This is a genomic window from Shewanella mangrovisoli, assembly GCF_019457635.1.
GTDB lineage: Bacteria > Pseudomonadota > Gammaproteobacteria > Enterobacterales > Shewanellaceae > Shewanella > Shewanella mangrovisoli.
Genome location: NZ_CP080412.1, coordinates 3,795,998 through 3,812,752 on the forward strand (window position 1 = coordinate 3,795,998; position 16,755 = coordinate 3,812,752).

At 48.3% G+C, this 16,755-nt stretch carries 17 protein-coding genes; 9 read left to right on the top strand and 8 right to left on the bottom strand.

Translation table 11 applies throughout. The features are described 5' to 3' along the window. Positions 1 to 3 precede the first annotated feature (3 nt). The gene (locus K0H60_RS16580; RefSeq protein WP_088210289.1) at positions 4 to 1,233 is read left to right on the top strand and encodes an ATP-binding protein; all 1,230 of its coding nucleotides are present in this window, start codon (positions 4 to 6) and stop codon (positions 1,231 to 1,233) included. Positions 1,234 to 1,247: 14 nt separating this feature from the next. Here the strand turns inward: K0H60_RS16580 and rlmC are convergent, their stop codons facing one another. The 3 genes from rlmC to ohrR all read right to left on the bottom strand — a co-directional run bounded on the left by rlmC (position 1,248) and on the right by ohrR (position 4,334). After that, on the bottom strand, positions 1,248 to 2,402 hold the full coding sequence (gene rlmC / locus K0H60_RS16585) for a 23S rRNA (uracil(747)-C(5))-methyltransferase RlmC (protein ID WP_220056415.1): 1,155 nt from the start codon (positions 2,400 to 2,402) through the stop codon (positions 1,248 to 1,250). 178 nt (positions 2,403 to 2,580) lie between these two features. Further along, entirely contained in the window at positions 2,581 to 3,756 is a 1,176-nt protein-coding gene (locus K0H60_RS16590) for a glycerol-3-phosphate dehydrogenase/oxidase (protein ID WP_220058189.1), read from the bottom strand. A gap of 80 nt (positions 3,757 to 3,836) precedes the next feature. Next, positions 3,837 to 4,334, bottom strand: coding sequence for a transcriptional regulator OhrR (ohrR, locus tag K0H60_RS16595; protein WP_220056416.1), 498 nt, complete (start codon positions 4,332 to 4,334; stop codon positions 3,837 to 3,839). Positions 4,335 to 4,463: 129 nt separating this feature from the next. On the opposite strand from ohrR, the gene ohr reads away from it, so the two are divergent. From ohr to K0H60_RS16610, 3 genes are all read left to right on the top strand, one after another. After that, the gene (ohr, locus tag K0H60_RS16600; RefSeq protein ID WP_011627089.1) at positions 4,464 to 4,889 is read left to right on the top strand and encodes an organic hydroperoxide reductase Ohr; all 426 of its coding nucleotides are present in this window, start codon (positions 4,464 to 4,466) and stop codon (positions 4,887 to 4,889) included. 226 nt (positions 4,890 to 5,115) lie between these two features. Continuing rightward, positions 5,116 to 6,540, top strand: a complete 1,425-nt coding sequence (locus K0H60_RS16605) for a cytochrome C biosynthesis protein (protein WP_220056417.1) — start codon at positions 5,116 to 5,118, stop codon at positions 6,538 to 6,540. Positions 6,541 to 6,638: 98 nt separating this feature from the next. Beyond that, positions 6,639 to 6,824 (top strand): hypothetical protein, encoded by a 186-nt coding sequence (locus K0H60_RS16610; RefSeq protein WP_011718119.1) that lies wholly within the window; start codon positions 6,639 to 6,641, stop codon positions 6,822 to 6,824. Between the two features lie 132 nt (positions 6,825 to 6,956). On the opposite strand, the gene K0H60_RS16615 is transcribed toward K0H60_RS16610, so the two are convergent. From K0H60_RS16615 to K0H60_RS16625, 3 genes are all read right to left on the bottom strand, one after another. Next, positions 6,957 to 7,247 carry a hypothetical protein gene (locus K0H60_RS16615; protein WP_011621606.1) on the bottom strand — a complete coding sequence of 97 codons (291 nt, stop codon included), beginning with the start codon at positions 7,245 to 7,247 and terminating at the stop codon, positions 6,957 to 6,959. A gap of 61 nt (positions 7,248 to 7,308) precedes the next feature. After that, entirely contained in the window at positions 7,309 to 7,833 is a 525-nt protein-coding gene (locus tag K0H60_RS16620; RefSeq protein WP_220056418.1) for a class I SAM-dependent methyltransferase, read from the bottom strand. Then, positions 7,830 to 8,240: a hypothetical protein gene (locus tag K0H60_RS16625; protein WP_011718121.1), complete on the bottom strand. Its 411-nt coding sequence runs from the start codon at positions 8,238 to 8,240 to the stop codon at positions 7,830 to 7,832. The genes K0H60_RS16620 and K0H60_RS16625 overlap by 4 nt, the downstream gene beginning before the upstream one ends. A gap of 503 nt (positions 8,241 to 8,743) precedes the next feature. Here K0H60_RS16625 and fccA point away from each other — a divergent pair. The 3 genes from fccA to K0H60_RS16640 all read left to right on the top strand — a co-directional run bounded on the left by fccA (position 8,744) and on the right by K0H60_RS16640 (position 12,574). Then, the gene (gene fccA / locus K0H60_RS16630) at positions 8,744 to 10,534 is read left to right on the top strand and encodes a fumarate reductase flavoprotein subunit FccA (RefSeq protein WP_220056419.1); all 1,791 of its coding nucleotides are present in this window, start codon (positions 8,744 to 8,746) and stop codon (positions 10,532 to 10,534) included. Positions 10,535 to 10,779: 245 nt separating this feature from the next. After that, complete coding sequence (ldhA, locus tag K0H60_RS16635) at positions 10,780 to 11,769, top strand: lactate dehydrogenase LdhA (protein WP_011621602.1); 990 nt, start codon at positions 10,780 to 10,782, stop codon at positions 11,767 to 11,769. Positions 11,770 to 11,836: 67 nt separating this feature from the next. Beyond that, positions 11,837 to 12,574, top strand: a complete 738-nt coding sequence (locus tag K0H60_RS16640) for a dienelactone hydrolase family protein (protein WP_011621601.1) — start codon at positions 11,837 to 11,839, stop codon at positions 12,572 to 12,574. Between the two features lie 109 nt (positions 12,575 to 12,683). Here the strand turns inward: K0H60_RS16640 and K0H60_RS16645 are convergent, their stop codons facing one another. Beyond that, positions 12,684 to 13,211, bottom strand: coding sequence for a DUF3332 domain-containing protein (locus K0H60_RS16645; protein ID WP_220056420.1), 528 nt, complete (start codon positions 13,209 to 13,211; stop codon positions 12,684 to 12,686). A gap of 246 nt (positions 13,212 to 13,457) precedes the next feature. Continuing rightward, positions 13,458 to 14,003: a mechanosensitive ion channel family protein gene (locus K0H60_RS16650; RefSeq protein ID WP_011718125.1), complete on the bottom strand. Its 546-nt coding sequence runs from the start codon at positions 14,001 to 14,003 to the stop codon at positions 13,458 to 13,460. 100 nt (positions 14,004 to 14,103) lie between these two features. On the opposite strand from K0H60_RS16650, the gene K0H60_RS16655 reads away from it, so the two are divergent. Further along, entirely contained in the window at positions 14,104 to 14,847 is a 744-nt protein-coding gene (locus K0H60_RS16655) for a spermidine synthase (protein ID WP_220053770.1), read from the top strand. An 89-nt stretch (positions 14,848 to 14,936) separates the two neighbouring features. Then, the gene (locus K0H60_RS16660; RefSeq protein WP_220056421.1) at positions 14,937 to 16,472 is read left to right on the top strand and encodes a leucyl aminopeptidase; all 1,536 of its coding nucleotides are present in this window, start codon (positions 14,937 to 14,939) and stop codon (positions 16,470 to 16,472) included. Positions 16,473 to 16,755: the final 283 nt, after the last annotated feature.

Sequence of the window (16,755 nt, forward strand, 5' to 3'; positions counted from 1 at the left end):
CAAATGAAATTTCAGTTCTACCGCTTGTTTATCTTTTTACTGCTGTCCTGCGGAATCGTGATCTGGAGCTTTGGTCAGCTCGCCGAGCATTTCGCCCACGACGAATACAACTACCAAATCGATGTCGACGACCTACTGCAAAATTATGATGAGCAACTACCTAAGATAAAACGCATTCCCGTTGCCTCTCTCTCGCTGCCAGAAAATTTGCAATCCTCACTGCAACAGGGGGCGACAATCGCCCTGCGCCATAGCAGTAATGAGCTCTATTATTATCGCCTCGATAAGGATAGCAGCCATATCTTAGTGCTAGGCCCAGTGCAAACACCTGTGCCGAAGGAGCGCAATACAAGTTTGATTTTATTGGGATTATATTCATCACTCTGCTTGGTTGCCCTCTGGTGGATCTGGCCGGTATTTCGGGATCTTAACCATTTGCAGCAGGCAGCTATCGAATTTGGCCAAGCCCCGCGTAAACGACCTCAGGATATCCATAAACACTCGGCAATTTTCCCGCTTGCTAAGGCTTTTAACAGTGTTAGCCACCAAATCGTCGACTTTATCCAGATGCATAAGGAGCTGTCCCGCACCATCTCCCACGAGGTACGCACGCCTCTTGCGCGAATGCGCTTTGCACTGGAAATTATTCGGCCACAAATCGATGCTAATTACGCTAACCGCTTAAATGAAGATATCGATGATATTGAACAACTTGCAGCGAATTATCTGTCTTTTGCTCGCCTAGAGCATAAGGAAGAAACCCTCAGCCAAGAATCACAATCCATTGAATTATTTATGGAAAAATTGGCCCACAAATATGCTATCTACCAACCTAAGTTTAATATTGTGTTTCACTATGAGGCGCAGCAGGCCCACTTCGACCCGATTGCGATGACGATTGCGATTCAAAACCTAGTCCAAAATGCCATGCGTTTCGCCCAACATGACATCCATGTCCACTTCCATCAGCAAGGTGGCATAAATCGGATCAGTGTTGAGGATGATGGTCCGGGGTTTGAAGGCAAAGGCAAAAAACTGGTGGCGGCCTTCGAGCGGGATAGCCAGCAGAGTGATACCAGTGGCTATGGTTTAGGGCTATATATCGTTAAGAAAATTGCCACTTGGCATTATGGCACGCTGGAGTTAAGCCGCTCACAGGCCTTAGGCGGCGCCGAAATCAGCATTAGCTGGGACGATGCCTTAACGCCTAAAGCCGAAACTGACGCCGAGTAATTGAGTGCTGAGGTTTAGTCTTTGACTAATAAGGCTAACACTTCGAAATGATCAGAGTGAGGAAAAAGATCGAATAACTGCACCTTAGTTAACCGATAGCCACGGATATGGCCGAGATCTTTGGCTAAGGTTTTAGGATTGCAGCTGGAATACAAAATCGCCTTAGGCGCAAACTCACTTAAGGAATCGCACAGGGACTCACCAATCCCGCGGCGCGGTGGATTGACAATAATCAGCTCAGGCTTCGTTTGCGCCGCCTCGCCCTTGGCAAAGTCGGTGGAATCGAGCGCCATAAACTCTACTTTATCCAATCCCATCAACTGCGCCGACATTTTAGCACAGGCAATAGCTTCGGCTTCAATTTCAATCCCTGTCAGTGGGATTTCCTTGCTAGCACAATGCAAACCAAAGCCACCTACCCCACAGAATAAGTCCCAAAGGGAAGCTGGCGCGAAGTCGGCCACCCACTCACGGGCGGTTTGATACAGCTTTGCCGCCACCTGCGGATTGGTTTGAAAAAAGCTCTTGGGACGAATAAACAAAGGCACATCGTTAAAGCGCTCTTCGAGGCGAGTGTTTTCGGTGAGGAAAATCTCCTCTTCACCTTCCAAGATAGCCATATGAATAGGTTGCAAATTGACTGAGATGACTTTGATCTGCGGATATTCCGCCATCAGCGTAGGCAATTCTCGCTCGATACGGGCGATGGCATCCCGCGAGCGCAGCACAAACCGCAACATATACTCGCCGCGCACTTGGCTGCGCGTCAGTAGGATAAATTTAAGCTCGCCCTTGGCCTTATCGACACGGTAAGGCGGAATGCCCGCCTGCTGCACAAAGCGCTCTAAACGATGGAGTAAAGCTTGCATATCAGTAGGATACAACAGGCAGTCACACAGGCTCACCGCTTCGCCGCTGGGACTAACAATCCCCAACACAGGCGTATGGGCTGCGCCCAAGGCGACCATTTTCGCCTTGTTACGAAAACCGCTGCTGTCACCCACAACCGGTGGTAAAAATTGCGGTTCGGTCTTATCGACAAAAGGCGCTAACAATTGCTGCAATTCTTGGGTTTTGGCCGCCAGTTGCTGCGCCATAGGGAGCTTAATATGGCGACAGGATTGGCATTGGCCTCGTTCAAAATACCCACATTGTACTAATGTACTCACAGCATCGTACCCACAGCAGTGCCCGTCTATCTTATCTATTGAGATGGCGAGTGAAATTTGGATGACAACTGAAGCATAACAAACACATTAAGGCCCCAGTCAAAAAGCGCCACACTTTAGCGTTTTTACGCCGAAAAATCACCTTGAAGTGCAGCATTGGCCGATAGTCCGGCTCAGATTAACTTAATCTCAGGCTATCTATATCGGCGATGGGAGTGCGTTTTCCGAGTTTTTGTTCAACCCACTCAAGCACTTCGGCCGAGGTGCTCCTAAAAGTTGTGAGCTTTCCGCCGTAGAGACTCAGTAATCTCGGATGAGAAACTGAGGTTTGCATTAGGGTATCCCTTGGGCGCTCAAAGGCAGAGCTCGCTTGCTTAGGTAATACCCTCACACCGCAAAAGGTCTGCACTATCTTGGTTTTGAGTTCATCAATGGATGGCGACAGAGGAAAGTAGTGCCGATAAATCCCTAATAGATAATTTATTTCAGACTCAGTTACTTGGGGCGGCGAGTCTAAGGATGTTAACTCGGTTTCCGTGGTGCCAATTAGCATTTGACCATACCAAGGCATCACAAAAATCACCCGCTTATCGAAGCAAGATTCTAAATATAAGATGCCGTCGGGGGCCGGTAAATCCAGCAGTAAATGCGCGCCCTGCACCCAATCAAGTTCGACTCCTGCCAGTGGCGGTGACACCTTTGCTATCACCTCATTCACCCAAGGACCAGCGGCATTAATCACCAGCTTAGCCTCAATCTGCTGCACTTCGCCGCGATGTCGAAAGCTTAGGTCAATCTGCTCACCCAGGTGATTAAGCTGTAAAAACTCCGCCTCGGCATACACATGGGCGCCCAATGCCTCGGCACTACGGGCAACCGCTTGGGTCAGCAATTTATCGTCGGTTTGCGCGTCCCAATACTGGAACACTGCCTTCAAACCTTGGAGTTTAAGCCCGTTAAAACGATGCCAATGCACGGCGGGAATAGATACAAAGCGGCCAAGTGGATCAAATTCGCTGAGTAGCGCGTATAGGCTCAAGCCCGCCCGAATTGTCCAAGGGTTACGCTGACTGTCTTGATAGACGGGAATATAAAAAGGTACGGCTTTGACTAAGCTGGGCGCGAAGTCGAGCAGATGGCGCCGCTCCTGCAAGGATTTGCGCACAAGGTTCACTTGCCCGCTTTCAAGATATCGCAACCCACCGTGGATCAACTTGCTGGAATTGGCCGAGGTTTGGCCGCCTATCTCGCCTTTTTCGATAAGCAGGGTCGAATACCCCGCCGCCGCTGCGTATTGGGCGATACCGACACCACTGATCCCACCACCGATAATTGCAATATCGTATGAACTCATATCGGCTTTATCCATCCCGACGCCTTGATGGTGCGTTTATCCATGTTCCACTCCCTTGCTATCACAGATTGGCTTTCACACTATTCGATACTGGCGTGCAATTGCTTTAAGGCTTTGTCACACATGGATTTTAGCGCCTTAAGATCTTCTATCTCAGCACCAATTTTACAGCGCATCAGATGCGGGATCTCACTCGCTTCAAGCTTTAGCGCCTGCCCGGCAGGCGTCAAACAGAGCACTCGAACCCTTTCATCTTGCTCGCTGCGTCCACGGCTCACCAATCCCTTCGACTCTAAACGTTTTAACAGAGGCGTCAACGTACCCGAATCGAGGAACAATTTATCCCCTAAGGTCTTCACGCTGATCCCCTGCTCCTGCCACAACACTAGCATGACCAAGTATTGGGGATAGGTTAAATCCAACTTATCGAGCATAGGACGATAGGCGCGCACCATGGCATTGGCTGCGCTGTAAAGAGAGAAACACACCTGATTCTCTAAACATAAGGCATTGTCTGCTTGGGTATTTTCCGCCGTATCCGACGTTTTATCTAAGGATGTTAACTCTGAATTAGGCATAGTCTTATCAAAAAACTTAAATATATTGCGCACAATATACTTGCATTCAGGGTAAAAATCGAATTATAGTTTACCACAATTGAATTGCGCGCAATTTAAATTATTATTTATCACTATGAGGAACGAAATATGAAAACATTATATGAAACTCGAGCTACCGCCAGAGCGGGTCGCCAAGGCCAAGTCAGTACCGATGATGGTTTACTCGATGTTGCACTCGCCTATCCAAAGGCGATGGGCGGAAGTGGATTAGCAACCAACCCTGAGCAACTGTTTGCAGCGGGTTATGCGGCCTGTTTCTCTAATGCGGTTTTACACGTAGCCAAAATCGGCAAAGTAGCTATTACTGAAGCACCGGTCAGCGCAGTAGTTGGCATTGGCGCCAATGATGCGGGAGGCTTTGCCTTAACCGTCGCCCTAGAGGTGAATCTTGACCTTCCCCAAGCCGAGGCCGAAGCCTTAGTACGTCATGCCCATCAAGTGTGTCCATACTCCAACGCCACTCGCAATAATATCGATGTAAAACTGAGTGTTAATGGCGCGGCGTTAAACTAAGCCCATAAGACAACAGTCACTATCGCCTAAAAAGCACCTCAGGGTGCTTTTTAGTTATCTGCCGCGAATCGCCCTTCACATAAACCTGCCTAACTTCCCAAAAAACAGCTAATCGCGAGTTAACTAACATTTCTTAATGCTCAATTTAATCAAGGGGATTGAATTCAGTAGAGTAGTAGTCAGAGAACCGTTTAAATACCTATAACCCCACGATTGTGGAGGCGCTATGACTAAATACTTAACCAAATTCGCTTTGCTATGCACCCTTGCCCTGGCCATGCTAAGCGCACCGAGCTGGGCCGAAGAAACTCATAACCCGGACCAAACTTGGCATTATGTGAACGCCCAAGGTGAGCTGAAGATCAAGCTCTACTTCTTTTGGTCGAAAACCTGCCCGCACTGCGCCGAGGCCCATCCCTTTATCGACTCACTGCCGCAGAAATATCCTTGGATAGAACTCGAATCCCATATGGTTTCAGCCCCTGGCGTGCAGGATATTTGGCAAAATATCGCCTCCAAAACCACGACAGAGGCTCGCTCTGTGCCTTATATGGCCAGCTGCGAGAAAGCCATTGTCGGTTATTCCAGCGAGGCGGTGACTGGTGAGTTTTTAGTGAATCGCTTGAAGAATTGTTACTTATCCCTTGGCGGCCAGCTGAGTGAAGCAGATATGCCAACCACAGGAACAACGGCTGCAGCGCCGACCAATAGTGAGCCCCTGTTTGGCACCTGTGGAACCGACTCTGGCGAAGGCACCTGTGATGCCACCAGCCTTACAAGTAACGATCAAGCCGAAGTGCAACCCGTTGAATTACCACTTGTGGGTGTAGTGACGCCTGAGACCATGTCACTTCCCTTGCTCACCTTAGTGCTGGCGGGTGTCGATGCCTTTAACCCCTGCGCCTTCTTCGTGCTGCTGTTTTTATTGTCGATTATGGTTAACGCTAAGAGCCGCAGTCGTATGCTGTTAGTCGGCGGCATCTTCGTGTTCTTCTCCGGCTTTATTTACTTCCTGTTTATGACGGCTTGGCTAAACATCTTCCAACTGTTAGGCGCTGGCAGCGATGGCGGGATGATCATTTTAGCCGCTGGGATCTTAGCCTTGATCGCTGGCACGATAAACGTGAAGGATTACTTCTTCACTAAGGGTGACGTCACCCTGTCAATGTCGGCTGAAAACCGCACTAGCCTTATCAAACGTATGGGCAAGTTGTCGAACTCCAGCAGCTTAGGCGCGCTGATTGTCGGCTCAACCGTGCTGGCCATTTTAGCCAATGCCTACGAGCTACTCTGTACTGCGGGCTTCCCGATGATTTATACCAGCGTGCTATCCATGCATAACCTGCCGGACATTGAGCGCTATATGTATTTGGTTTTATACAATATTGTTTATGTAATCCCTCTCGCGATTATTGTGATTGTGTTTAGTGCGACCTTAGGTAAACGCAAGCTGACCGAAAAAGAAGGTCAAGCACTCAAGCTGATGTCCGGTGTGATGATGTTTGGTATGGGTGTCGCGCTAGTGTTAGATCCCACGGCGCTGCAGAGTGTTGGGCTGGCACTGGGATTAATTCTAGGCTCATTAGGTTTAACCGCCATCATAGTACTCAGTCGCAAATTGCTCACGGCAAAAGCCAATAAAACGGCATAAGCATTAGCTGGGTTTTGGATTGGCAAACTCGGGATAAAGGACTAAAGTAAAACCTGAGCTTGCCGATACAAAGACTCAGCTTTCAATTGAGGTTAGTTATGTCTATTTCACTGAACACCCAAGCTATCACGCCTAACTTAGAAAATGGTGCCGTTGGCGTTAAAGTGGCGCAGTTAGCCAAAGAGCAGCAAAAGGCGGAAGGTCAAATTGCCGTTGATTTAATTAACGCAGCCGCACCTCAACCCGTGGGAAATACCGGCCACAATATCAACACGACGGCCTAATCCACCTGCAATAGCACCTGCAAGAGATTGATAAAAAAGCGCCCCGAAGTTCGGGGCGCTTTTTTGTTTAAGGCATTTGAATGAAGTTTTGCCATTTAAGCGGGCTAACCTGAGGCTCTACCCGACTCAGCCCTAAGAAAAGGCATTACCATTGACATGCATAATGGTGAATGTCCACACCACAAACGCGAGTGGAATATGCACTAAGGCATAGAAACATTGATCCAGCCGACTCATTCCCTTTGCCAGCCAAATTAAATACAGATGCAGGCCAATCACCACGGGAAACAACATAAATAACGGATACAAGGCAAAAGGGCTGGCATCGGCTAATAGGCTGTGACTCAACAGCGCCCAAGCCACCATCAGCGCCGTGGTTAAAGGTGGCGTGGCAACACGATACTGCTCTGGATACGGGAACATCCTTGGCCTCTTACACTTCTTCAATACTGATACGGTCAGTCGCCCCGCGATGGGGTGACGTCTAGGGTTTTCGTGCGATTAGCTGCGCCTTGGCACTTTCAGTACCCGCAGCATCGCTTAACCGACCTTCAAAGTAATGCAAAGGTTGCCAGTTAGCAAATACGGATTGCAGTTCGTTCTCTGTGAGTAAAAAATCAGGGTTACGAGGTCGACCAATTTGCGCCTGTTGCCAAGTAAAGGTCTCATACACAATCAGTCCACCGGATTTTAGGCTCGCAGCGATTTGCGGAAACAGTGGTCGATGTAAGTAATTAAAGACTAATACAATATCAAATGACTCTTGGGGTAACGGAGGCGCGCTGCCGTTTTCTAAATTCCATTGCCATTGATGTGCTTTGTCGTGTGTCAGCTCGGCTAAGGCACTCAAATCCTGGTCGATAAAGGTCACTTCACAACCTTGGGAGAGAAACCACAGACCATTTCGGCCCGAACCGCAGGCTAAATCCAATACCTTAAGCCCTGTAAGCTCAGGCCATGAAAACTGGGTAATTAAGCTCGAGGCCGTGCTGAGTGTGGCGTGTGTCATCCCTTTATCTCTTTTTTAGTGTCTATCTGTTTGCGATGCACTATCGAATAGTGCCTCAGCCCCGATGGGCCATGGGATACTATCACAGATAAAAATAACACTAAGATAAACAGTTCTGGCTTGTAGTTGGCAAGCGGCACAAACAGGCAAAGCAGCCCTAATTTCCCGAGGGTTAACACCCCCTTGAGCTGAATTAACCAACGCCAATCTCGAATAATTTCCCACAACATCAATATGCTGCCAGTAATCATCGCCAGATACCAATAATTGAGCCATAGGGATTTCTCAACGGATAGTAATATTCCGCCGCCCGCTCCAGCAATCCCCAATATATGTAAAGCTCTTAGGGTTGTTTTACTCAGCCGCTGTACCCAAAAACGTTTTTCAGACATCTGCTGCCTTGCCATAGATTTAACCCCTTAGCACCACTCAAGTAACATTTTGGAAAAAATATTTTATATTTTCTCAAAAAACACTGGTGAGATTTGATTATTTACTGAATACTCACAGGATAAATATTCGAATATTTACACTAAATAATCAAACCGAAAATAAACATATAAATTAGCACGTTAAAATAAATCACCCGTACAACGCATTATTTTCCCACAATAATTCAGCAATGATAATTTAGCCCATCAAAATATGTTAACTCACGCAAGTTATACCGTATTCACTGAGTGATTAACTTCAATTTCGTTAATATTTTCAGCCATATTGCACATTTCAATTATGTAATTTTCACTGTAACAATCGTTATGTGACCTAAGCACGCATATACCTCTTTAGATAGTGGTAACTTTGTTCATGGAGAATACTCTAAAAGCGCGTGAGCTACGTAAAATATAAATATCACGCCATGATGAATAACCCTTATTAAGTAGATGAAATGTACGGCGGAGGAACGATTATGTTCACAAGAAAGATTCAAAAAACAGCACTAGCCATGCTGATCTCTGGTGCAATGGCAGGCACAGCCTATGCCGCGCCAGAAGTACTAGCCGATTTTCACGGTGAAATGGGCGGCTGCGATAGCTGCCACGTATCAGACAAAGGTGGCGTGACCAACGACAACCTGACCCATGAAAATGCCCAATGCGTTAGCTGCCACGGTGATTTAAAAGAACTGGCTGCAGCAGCGCCAAAAGATAAAGTTTCTCCGCACAAATCTCACTTAATCGGTGAAATCGCTTGTACTAGCTGCCACAAAGGCCACGAAAAATCAGTCACTTACTGTGATGCTTGCCACAGCTTCGGCTTCGACATGCCATTTGGCGGCAAGTGGGAACGTAAGTTTGTACCTGTTGATGCAGACAAAGCGGCTCAAGATAAAGCCATTGCCGCTGGCGTGAAAGAAACCACTGACGTCGTGGTTATCGGTTCGGGTGGTGCAGGTCTTGCTGCCGCCGTTTCAGCCCGTGATGCTGGCGCAAAAGTAATTTTGTTAGAAAAAGAACCTATTCCAGGTGGTAACACTAAACTGGCTGCCGGCGGTATGAACGCTGCAGAAACTAAGCCACAGGCTAAGTTAGGTATCGAAGATAAGAAACAAATCATGATCGACGACACCATGAAAGGTGGCCGTAACATCAACGATCCTGAATTAGTGAAAGTTCTAGCCAACAACTCTTCAGACTCTATCGATTGGTTAACCTCTATGGGTGCCGACATGACTGACGTGGGCCGTATGGGTGGCGCAAGCGTTAACCGTAGTCACCGTCCAACTGGTGGTGCGGGTGTGGGCGCACACGTTGCACAAGTGCTGTGGGACAACGCCGTTAAACGTGGTACAGACATTCGTTTAAACAGCCGTGTTGTACGCATCCTTGAAGATGCAAGCGGTAAAGTGACCGGTGTTTTAGTGAAAGGTGAATACACTGGCTACTATGTGATCAAAGCCGATGCGGTCGTGATTGCTGCTGGTGGTTTTGCGAAAAACAATGATCGCGTCGCTAAGTACGATCCTAAGTTAAAAGGCTTTAAAGCGACTAACCACCCAGGTGCAACTGGTGACGGCTTAGACGTTGCGCTGCAAGCGGGCGCAGCAACTCGTGACTTAGAATACATCCAAGCTCACCCAACTTACTCACCAGCCGGTGGTGTGATGATCACCGAAGCGGTACGTGGTAACGGTGCCATCGTGGTTAACCGTGACGGTAACCGCTTTATGAACGAAATCACTACCCGTGATAAAGCATCTGCTGCGATTCTGCAACAAAAAGGCGAAAGCGCTTACCTCGTATTCGATGACTCTATCCGTAAGAGCTTAAAAGCCATCGAAGGCTATGTTCACTTGAACATCGTTAAAGAAGGTAAAACCATCGAAGATTTAGCCAAACAACTCGATGTGCCTGCCGCTGAACTGGCGAAAACCGTTACTTCTTACAACGGTTTTGTGAAATCAGGCAAAGACACTCAATTCGAACGTCCAAACCTGCCACGTGAAATCGCCACTGCGCCTTTCTATGCCTTAGAAATCGCGCCAGCGGTTCACCACACTATGGGTGGTATCGTTATTGATACTAAAGCCGAAGTGAAGAGTGATAAAACCGGTAAACCTATCGAAGGTTTATACGCTGCTGGCGAAGTGACTGGTGGTGTTCACGGTGCTAACCGTTTAGGTGGTAATGCTATCTCTGATATCGTGACCTACGGCCGCATCGCGGGTGCATCTGCCGCGAAATACTCGAAAGATCACTAATATCAAACGTTTCTAGGTTAAGGGACTAACCTAAGGCTCACATAGCACGACCCATGGGAGCCCAGCTTGAATCTTCAAGCTTATCAGTACAAGCGAGCCGTCAGGGGCTCGCTTTTTTTATGATTTTTTGCGCAATTGATGACAAAGCTCACTCTTTTTACGGGGTAAATTCATCACCAGAGGACAAATGTCGCCGAGTCACATACACTCAGTGCCAGTAACAATGTAACCTTTAGGTGATTGAAATGAGAATTGGATTTTTTAGCGCAAAACACTACGACATGCAGCATTTTAACCGTACAAATGCCGCATTTGGTGCGCAAATTGAGTATTTCGATTATCGCCTCTGCATGCAAACCGTTAAGCTTGCCGAAGGTTTTGAGGTGGTGTGCGCCTTTGTTAACGATTCCCTCTGTGAAGAAGTGTTAGTCGAGCTTGCCAAAGGTGGCACTAAAATCATTGCCATGCGCTGCGCGGGTTTTAACAATGTCGACTTAGTCGCCGCCAAACGCCTAGGCATGCAAGTGGTCAACGTGCCCGCCTATTCGCCCGAATCCGTGGCCGAGCACACAGTCGCCTTGATGCTGACCCTAAACCGCAAAATCCATAAGGCCTACCAACGCACCCGTGATGCGAACTTCTCCCTCGAAGGCTTAGTCGGTTTTAACATGTTTGGCAAAACCGTTGGCGTAATAGGCACAGGTAAAATCGGGGTCGCCACGATTAAGGTCTTGCTCGGTTTTGGCTGTAAAGTCATAGCCTTTGACCCCTACCCAAATCCTGCGGTAGAAGCGCTCAATGTGGAATATCAGGATCTGGACACCATTTACGCTAACAGCGATATTATCAGCCTGCACTGCCCATTAACCGCCGATAACCACCATTTGCTGAATAAAGAAAGCTTTGCCAAGATGAAACCCGGCGTCATGGTGATCAACACCAGCCGCGGCGGCCTGCTCAATGCCTTCGATGCGATGGAAGCCTTAAAGCTCGGCCAGATAGGCTCATTAGGGCTTGATGTGTATGAAAATGAAAAAGAACTGTTTTTCGAGGACAAGTCGAACCAGATCATTCAGGACGATGTGTTCCGTCGCCTATCCGCCTGCCATAACGTGATTTTTACCGGTCACCAAGCCTTCCTCACCGAAGAAGCATTAGGCGCGATTGCCCACACAACCCTGAGCAACGTCAAAGCCCTACTCGCGGGCGAGCGCTCTGGTAACGAACTGTTTTAACTGACAGAACCATACCTGACTGCTAAAGTGAGGCTTCAACATTGAAGCCTCACAGAGGAAACTAAATATGTTAGTGACTCAGCAAACTCAGGATATCAACACGCCCACAGGGCCGATGCGCACTTATGTCTATCGCCCAGATGCCCCAGGGCAATTCCCCTGTATCCTCTTCTATTCTGAGATTTTTCAGCAAACCGCGCCCATCGCCCGCACCGCGACTATTCTCGCAGGCCATGGTTTTGTGGTGTTAGTGCCAGAAGTCTTCCACGAGCTAAATCCGATCGGCACAGTGCTGGCCTACGACGATGTGGGTAAAGATAAAGGCAATGCCGATAAATTTGCCAAACCCTTAGAGCAGCACGATAGCGACACCCAAGCCCTTATCGATTTTGCCCGTCAGCAAAGTTATTGCACCGGTAAAGTCGGCAGTATGGGCGTGTGTATTGGTGGCCACTTAGCCTACCGCGCCGCACTTAATCCCGAGATTTTGGGGGCGTTTTGCCTCTATCCGACCGACATTCACTCCAATACCCTGCCCTGTGCCTATGGCAATGACTCGCTGAGTCGCAGCGGCGATATTCAAGGGGAATTAGTGTTAGTGTTTGGCAAGCAAGATCCCCATGTATCACCCGAAGGTCGGGTATTGATCCACCAACAATTGATGGCTAAAAACCGCAATTTCAGTTGGTTAGAGGTTAATGCTCAGCATGCCTTTATGCGTGATGAGGGTGAGCGCTACGATCCCGCGCTGGCGCTGCAAATGTATCAACAATCCGTGGCGTTTTTTCACCGTGTATTGAGATGAGATAAAACGAAAGAAAAAAGCCAACTCATTAATCAATCGTAATTAATGGGTTGGCTTAGCCAAATGCTTAACTCTGAGCCTAAGCCTCTAAATCTTCACACCTCAGTGCTTACCCTTGTAAACGACTTTGGCTATAGGCCACCAGCTCTTGGTTGCTCACGCGGGCAATAAAAGTCTCGTCGAGGAAGAAGTCCACATCATCCCCCGATTTACGGCCCGACAATAACTGAGAGCTGCCATCTTCGTAGGCTAAGGTCATAGTGACTGTGTGCTCATCGGGATAGGCAATTTGCGCCTGAGTCAGTTTAACGGGCGCCGATTTCAGCTCATCGCTCATATGGGGATTCACCTTAAAAATCGCATCCACAGGCATATCAACGACCGCAGGGGATTTATCGGTGATCGGGTTCTTGCCCGTCCAAAACTCAATAGTGTTAACAATAAACAAATCGCCTGTCGCCGCCAGACCATACACTGGGCTTAACAGAATAAATAAGCCAGCACGGCCATAACGGTTATCCACCGCGCTTAAGTTGCCCTTAGTCACCATTTGGCTCAGACCCATTTGTCCCATACAACCGGTTAATTGTGTGGTTAACAGTGCGCCAATCGTCACGGCTAAGAGTTTAGATTTCATTCGATTCGTTCCCTTGGTAAAAACAAAAACACGAATTCTAAGGATTAGACAGAGCTAAACCGTGCGACGGGGCACAAACCTAGGTAAACAAAAGGGAGTGAATGTAAGCAAGTACGCTGATTTTGTTATGAAAAACACTTCAAGCAAGTAAAGCTCACGGGAAGATAATAAATCTCATCAGTTCATGACGCGCCGACAACAGTTTGCTAATAAATGTACTGCTGCGGCGCACATAAAGGAGAATAGTTACTCGAGGTCGAGTTTCTTTTTGCCATCCAGCAATGCTTGGCGCTCGGCAAGCGGCGCCTGATCGGCCAGCTTCAACACGGCTTTTTGTAGCATCAAATTGTTGGGATAAGTGATGGTATCGCCATTGTCCCTAAGGATAAGCACATGAAACAGCGCGATCTCAATAATCACGCCACTGATATCTTCATCCTTATCCACCACCCGAATACGTTCACCAATCCGATACGGGAACACAAAGAAAATCAGCACACCGGCAGTTAAATTACTCAGTATCGACCACTGAGCGACTAAGGCAACGCCCATCACCGCAAATGCGGAGGAGACAAATAGCGACACGTCCTGATAACCCAAGCCGAGGGACACCGCCATCAAAGACAGAGTGATAAAAAACATCACATAGGAAATAAACCGAGTGACAAGACTGGTACGGGCGGCACTCACCTGCTTCATTAGTGAGAGTTTTTTCACCCATTGAGTTAAGGCACGCTGCAAAAAGAGAAACACCGCAAGATAAATACAGGCAAGCAGGATTTGATTTGTCATAATAGCCACTTAAAAAACGAAACCAGCTGAATTCTAACTTTTTTGCACCAGCAGTTATAGAGTCCCAAATCAGCCCAACGCAAATAGAGTAATAAGTACTATGGCCGACGCCACTTTGCTACACGAAACCCAAGATGCCCTAGGGCCGATCCGCGTGCTCGACTATGGTGATACCCGCGTGCTGTCCTTTGGCGACAATGATGAGCAGAGCAAAATTCTTAAAACCGCCCCGCACATCCCACAACATACCTATGTACAAGGCATGCTACTGGTGTTGTTATTTTGCCAACCGAAAAGCGCCATCGTTCTCGGTCTTGGTGGCGGCGCCCTCATTCATGCCCTGCGCCGCTTCGATGCCGCAATTAAACTTACCGCAGTTGAGCTTCGCCCGGCCGTGATTGAACTTGCCAAGCGTTACTTTCAATTACCGATTGGCAAAAAGCTTAATCTCATCAACGAAGATGCCGTCGCCTTTATGGCATCTGCCGAGCATAAAAAGGTCGATGTGATTTTTGCCGATATCTACAGCGCTAAAGGGGTAGACACTGGGCAACTCTCGCCCACTTTTCTTCAGCAGTGCACACAACTGATTAAACCTAATGGTTATTTAGTGCTGAATTGCTGGAAGGAACACAGCCAAAATCGCGAGTTACTCGCCGATTTGCAGCACCATTTTGCCCACGTGCATGCCTGCCTCACCAGCGGGGGCAACTGGGTGATTTTTGCCAGCCAAACACCACAATCTTTGGGCGCGTCGGCGCTGAAAAGTCAGGCGCAATCCCTGTCACAACAACTGGATTTTGCCCTTGAACGTTCACTGACTCGCTTTGGCCCTTGGATTTAAGATTAATCTCAGTCAAATGGCTTAAATTAGTTAACCCTAAGACTCAGCTTTGCTATGCTTCTCACTCCCTATTGATATGAGCTGTCACCATGAAAAATAAGAATAAATTTTTGTTAAGCGTTATGGCGCTGGCGTGCCTTAACTCTCTCAATGCTAACGCCGAAACCTTTAGTTTTGACACTCGTAACTCACTCAATTCCGACACATTAGTGCTGTTCCAAAGCGCTGATTCGACAACCTATAGTCTCGATTTTTTACCCCAATCGACTCAAGACCAACTCAACCTTGCGGTCGCCGACAACAGTTTTGCGGGTAAACGCGGTGAAATCTTAGAAATCCTTGTCCCAAGCGAAATCGATGCTAAGCGGGTGTTATTGGTTGGAATTGGCGATGCTAAGACCTTAACACCGGGTGAAATCAACACTTTAGGTGGCAATATTGCCGCCAAGCTTGAAACCGTACCCCAAGCCACAGTGCGTGTGCTGACCCAAGGCTTAAGTAACGCGCCGCTGTTCGGCTCAGAACTGGCCCACGGCATTGAGCTACGCAGTTACCGCTACACTCAATTTAAAGCCAGCAATCGCGCCGAGAAGAATTATCAAATCGGGGTTGATGACTTAAGCCAAAACCAAAAACACCATAAGAATCTGCAAGCTATCGAAGCGGGTGTGTTTTTAGCGCGGGATCTCACCAATGCGCCAGCGGGGATCATGTATCCCGAAAGCTTTGCTAACGAGGCGCGTAAGCTTAAGTCCCTCGGTGTAAAAGTCACAGTGCTCGAAGCCAAAGATATTGAACGCTTAAACCTCGGCGCCTTAGCCGCGGTGGGTAAAGGCAGCGAGCGCCCACCTAAGTTGGTCGTCGCCCACTGGCCCGGTAGCAAAGAAGCACCTATTGCTCTGGTGGGTAAAGGCATTACCTTCGACTCTGGCGGCTACAATATCAAGGCCACAGGCACCTCTATCGCGCGGATGAAGTCCGATATGGCGGGCGCGGCGACCGTGCTCGGCACTGTCAAGGCCATGGCCATTCAAAAGGCACCAGTAAACCTAGTTGCGATTATGCCGATGGCGGAAAACATGGTATCGGGACATGCAATGATCCCAGGCGATGTGATTAAAACCGCCCAAGGCCTCACGGTTGAAGTGCTCAACACCGACGCCGAAGGCCGTTTAGTGTTAGCCGACGGTCTCTGGTATGCCCGTGAGAATTACCGCCCTTCAATTATCGTCGATGTGGCGACCCTCACAGGCTCGAAAGTGGGCGCGCTGGGTAGCGTTTATGCGGGATTGTTTACCGATTCTGAGCCGCTGGTGCAGCAGCTCACCTTTGCGGGTAAACAGGTGGGTGAAAAAGTCTGGCGCTTGCCATTAGATCAAGCCTACGACGATGAGCTGAAATCCACCATCGCCGATTTAAAGAATACCGGTAAAGAAGGCAGCGCGGGGGCATCGTCTGCCGCCATGTTCCTCAAACGCTTTGCGGGTGAACAACCTTGGGCTCACCTCGATATCGCTGGCAACGCCTTAACCGCCACCGATACCGCCGTCGTGCCAGCCGGCGCCACGGGTTATGGCGTGCGCCTGCTCAGCACTTGGTTAACTCAGCCTAAGGCACAAAACTAACGCTATATTGTGAGTTAACTACATCCAAACCCACTCAAGCCGAGCCTATGGCTGGTTTGAGAAGCTAGATTAAGGGATATCGTCGATATCCCTTTTTTATTGCCATGATCTTTTACCACTTCATTAAAGTAAACAATCAATTAGCCGCTAACGCGCGCCAGTACTACAAAATCGATTAATCCTGCCTCTCAAACCCGCTTAATTCGACAAAATCGATTAGGATGATAGTTTTTATGCGTTATATTTATCATTCTGGGCTGGGTAATATGCTTCACATCAACGG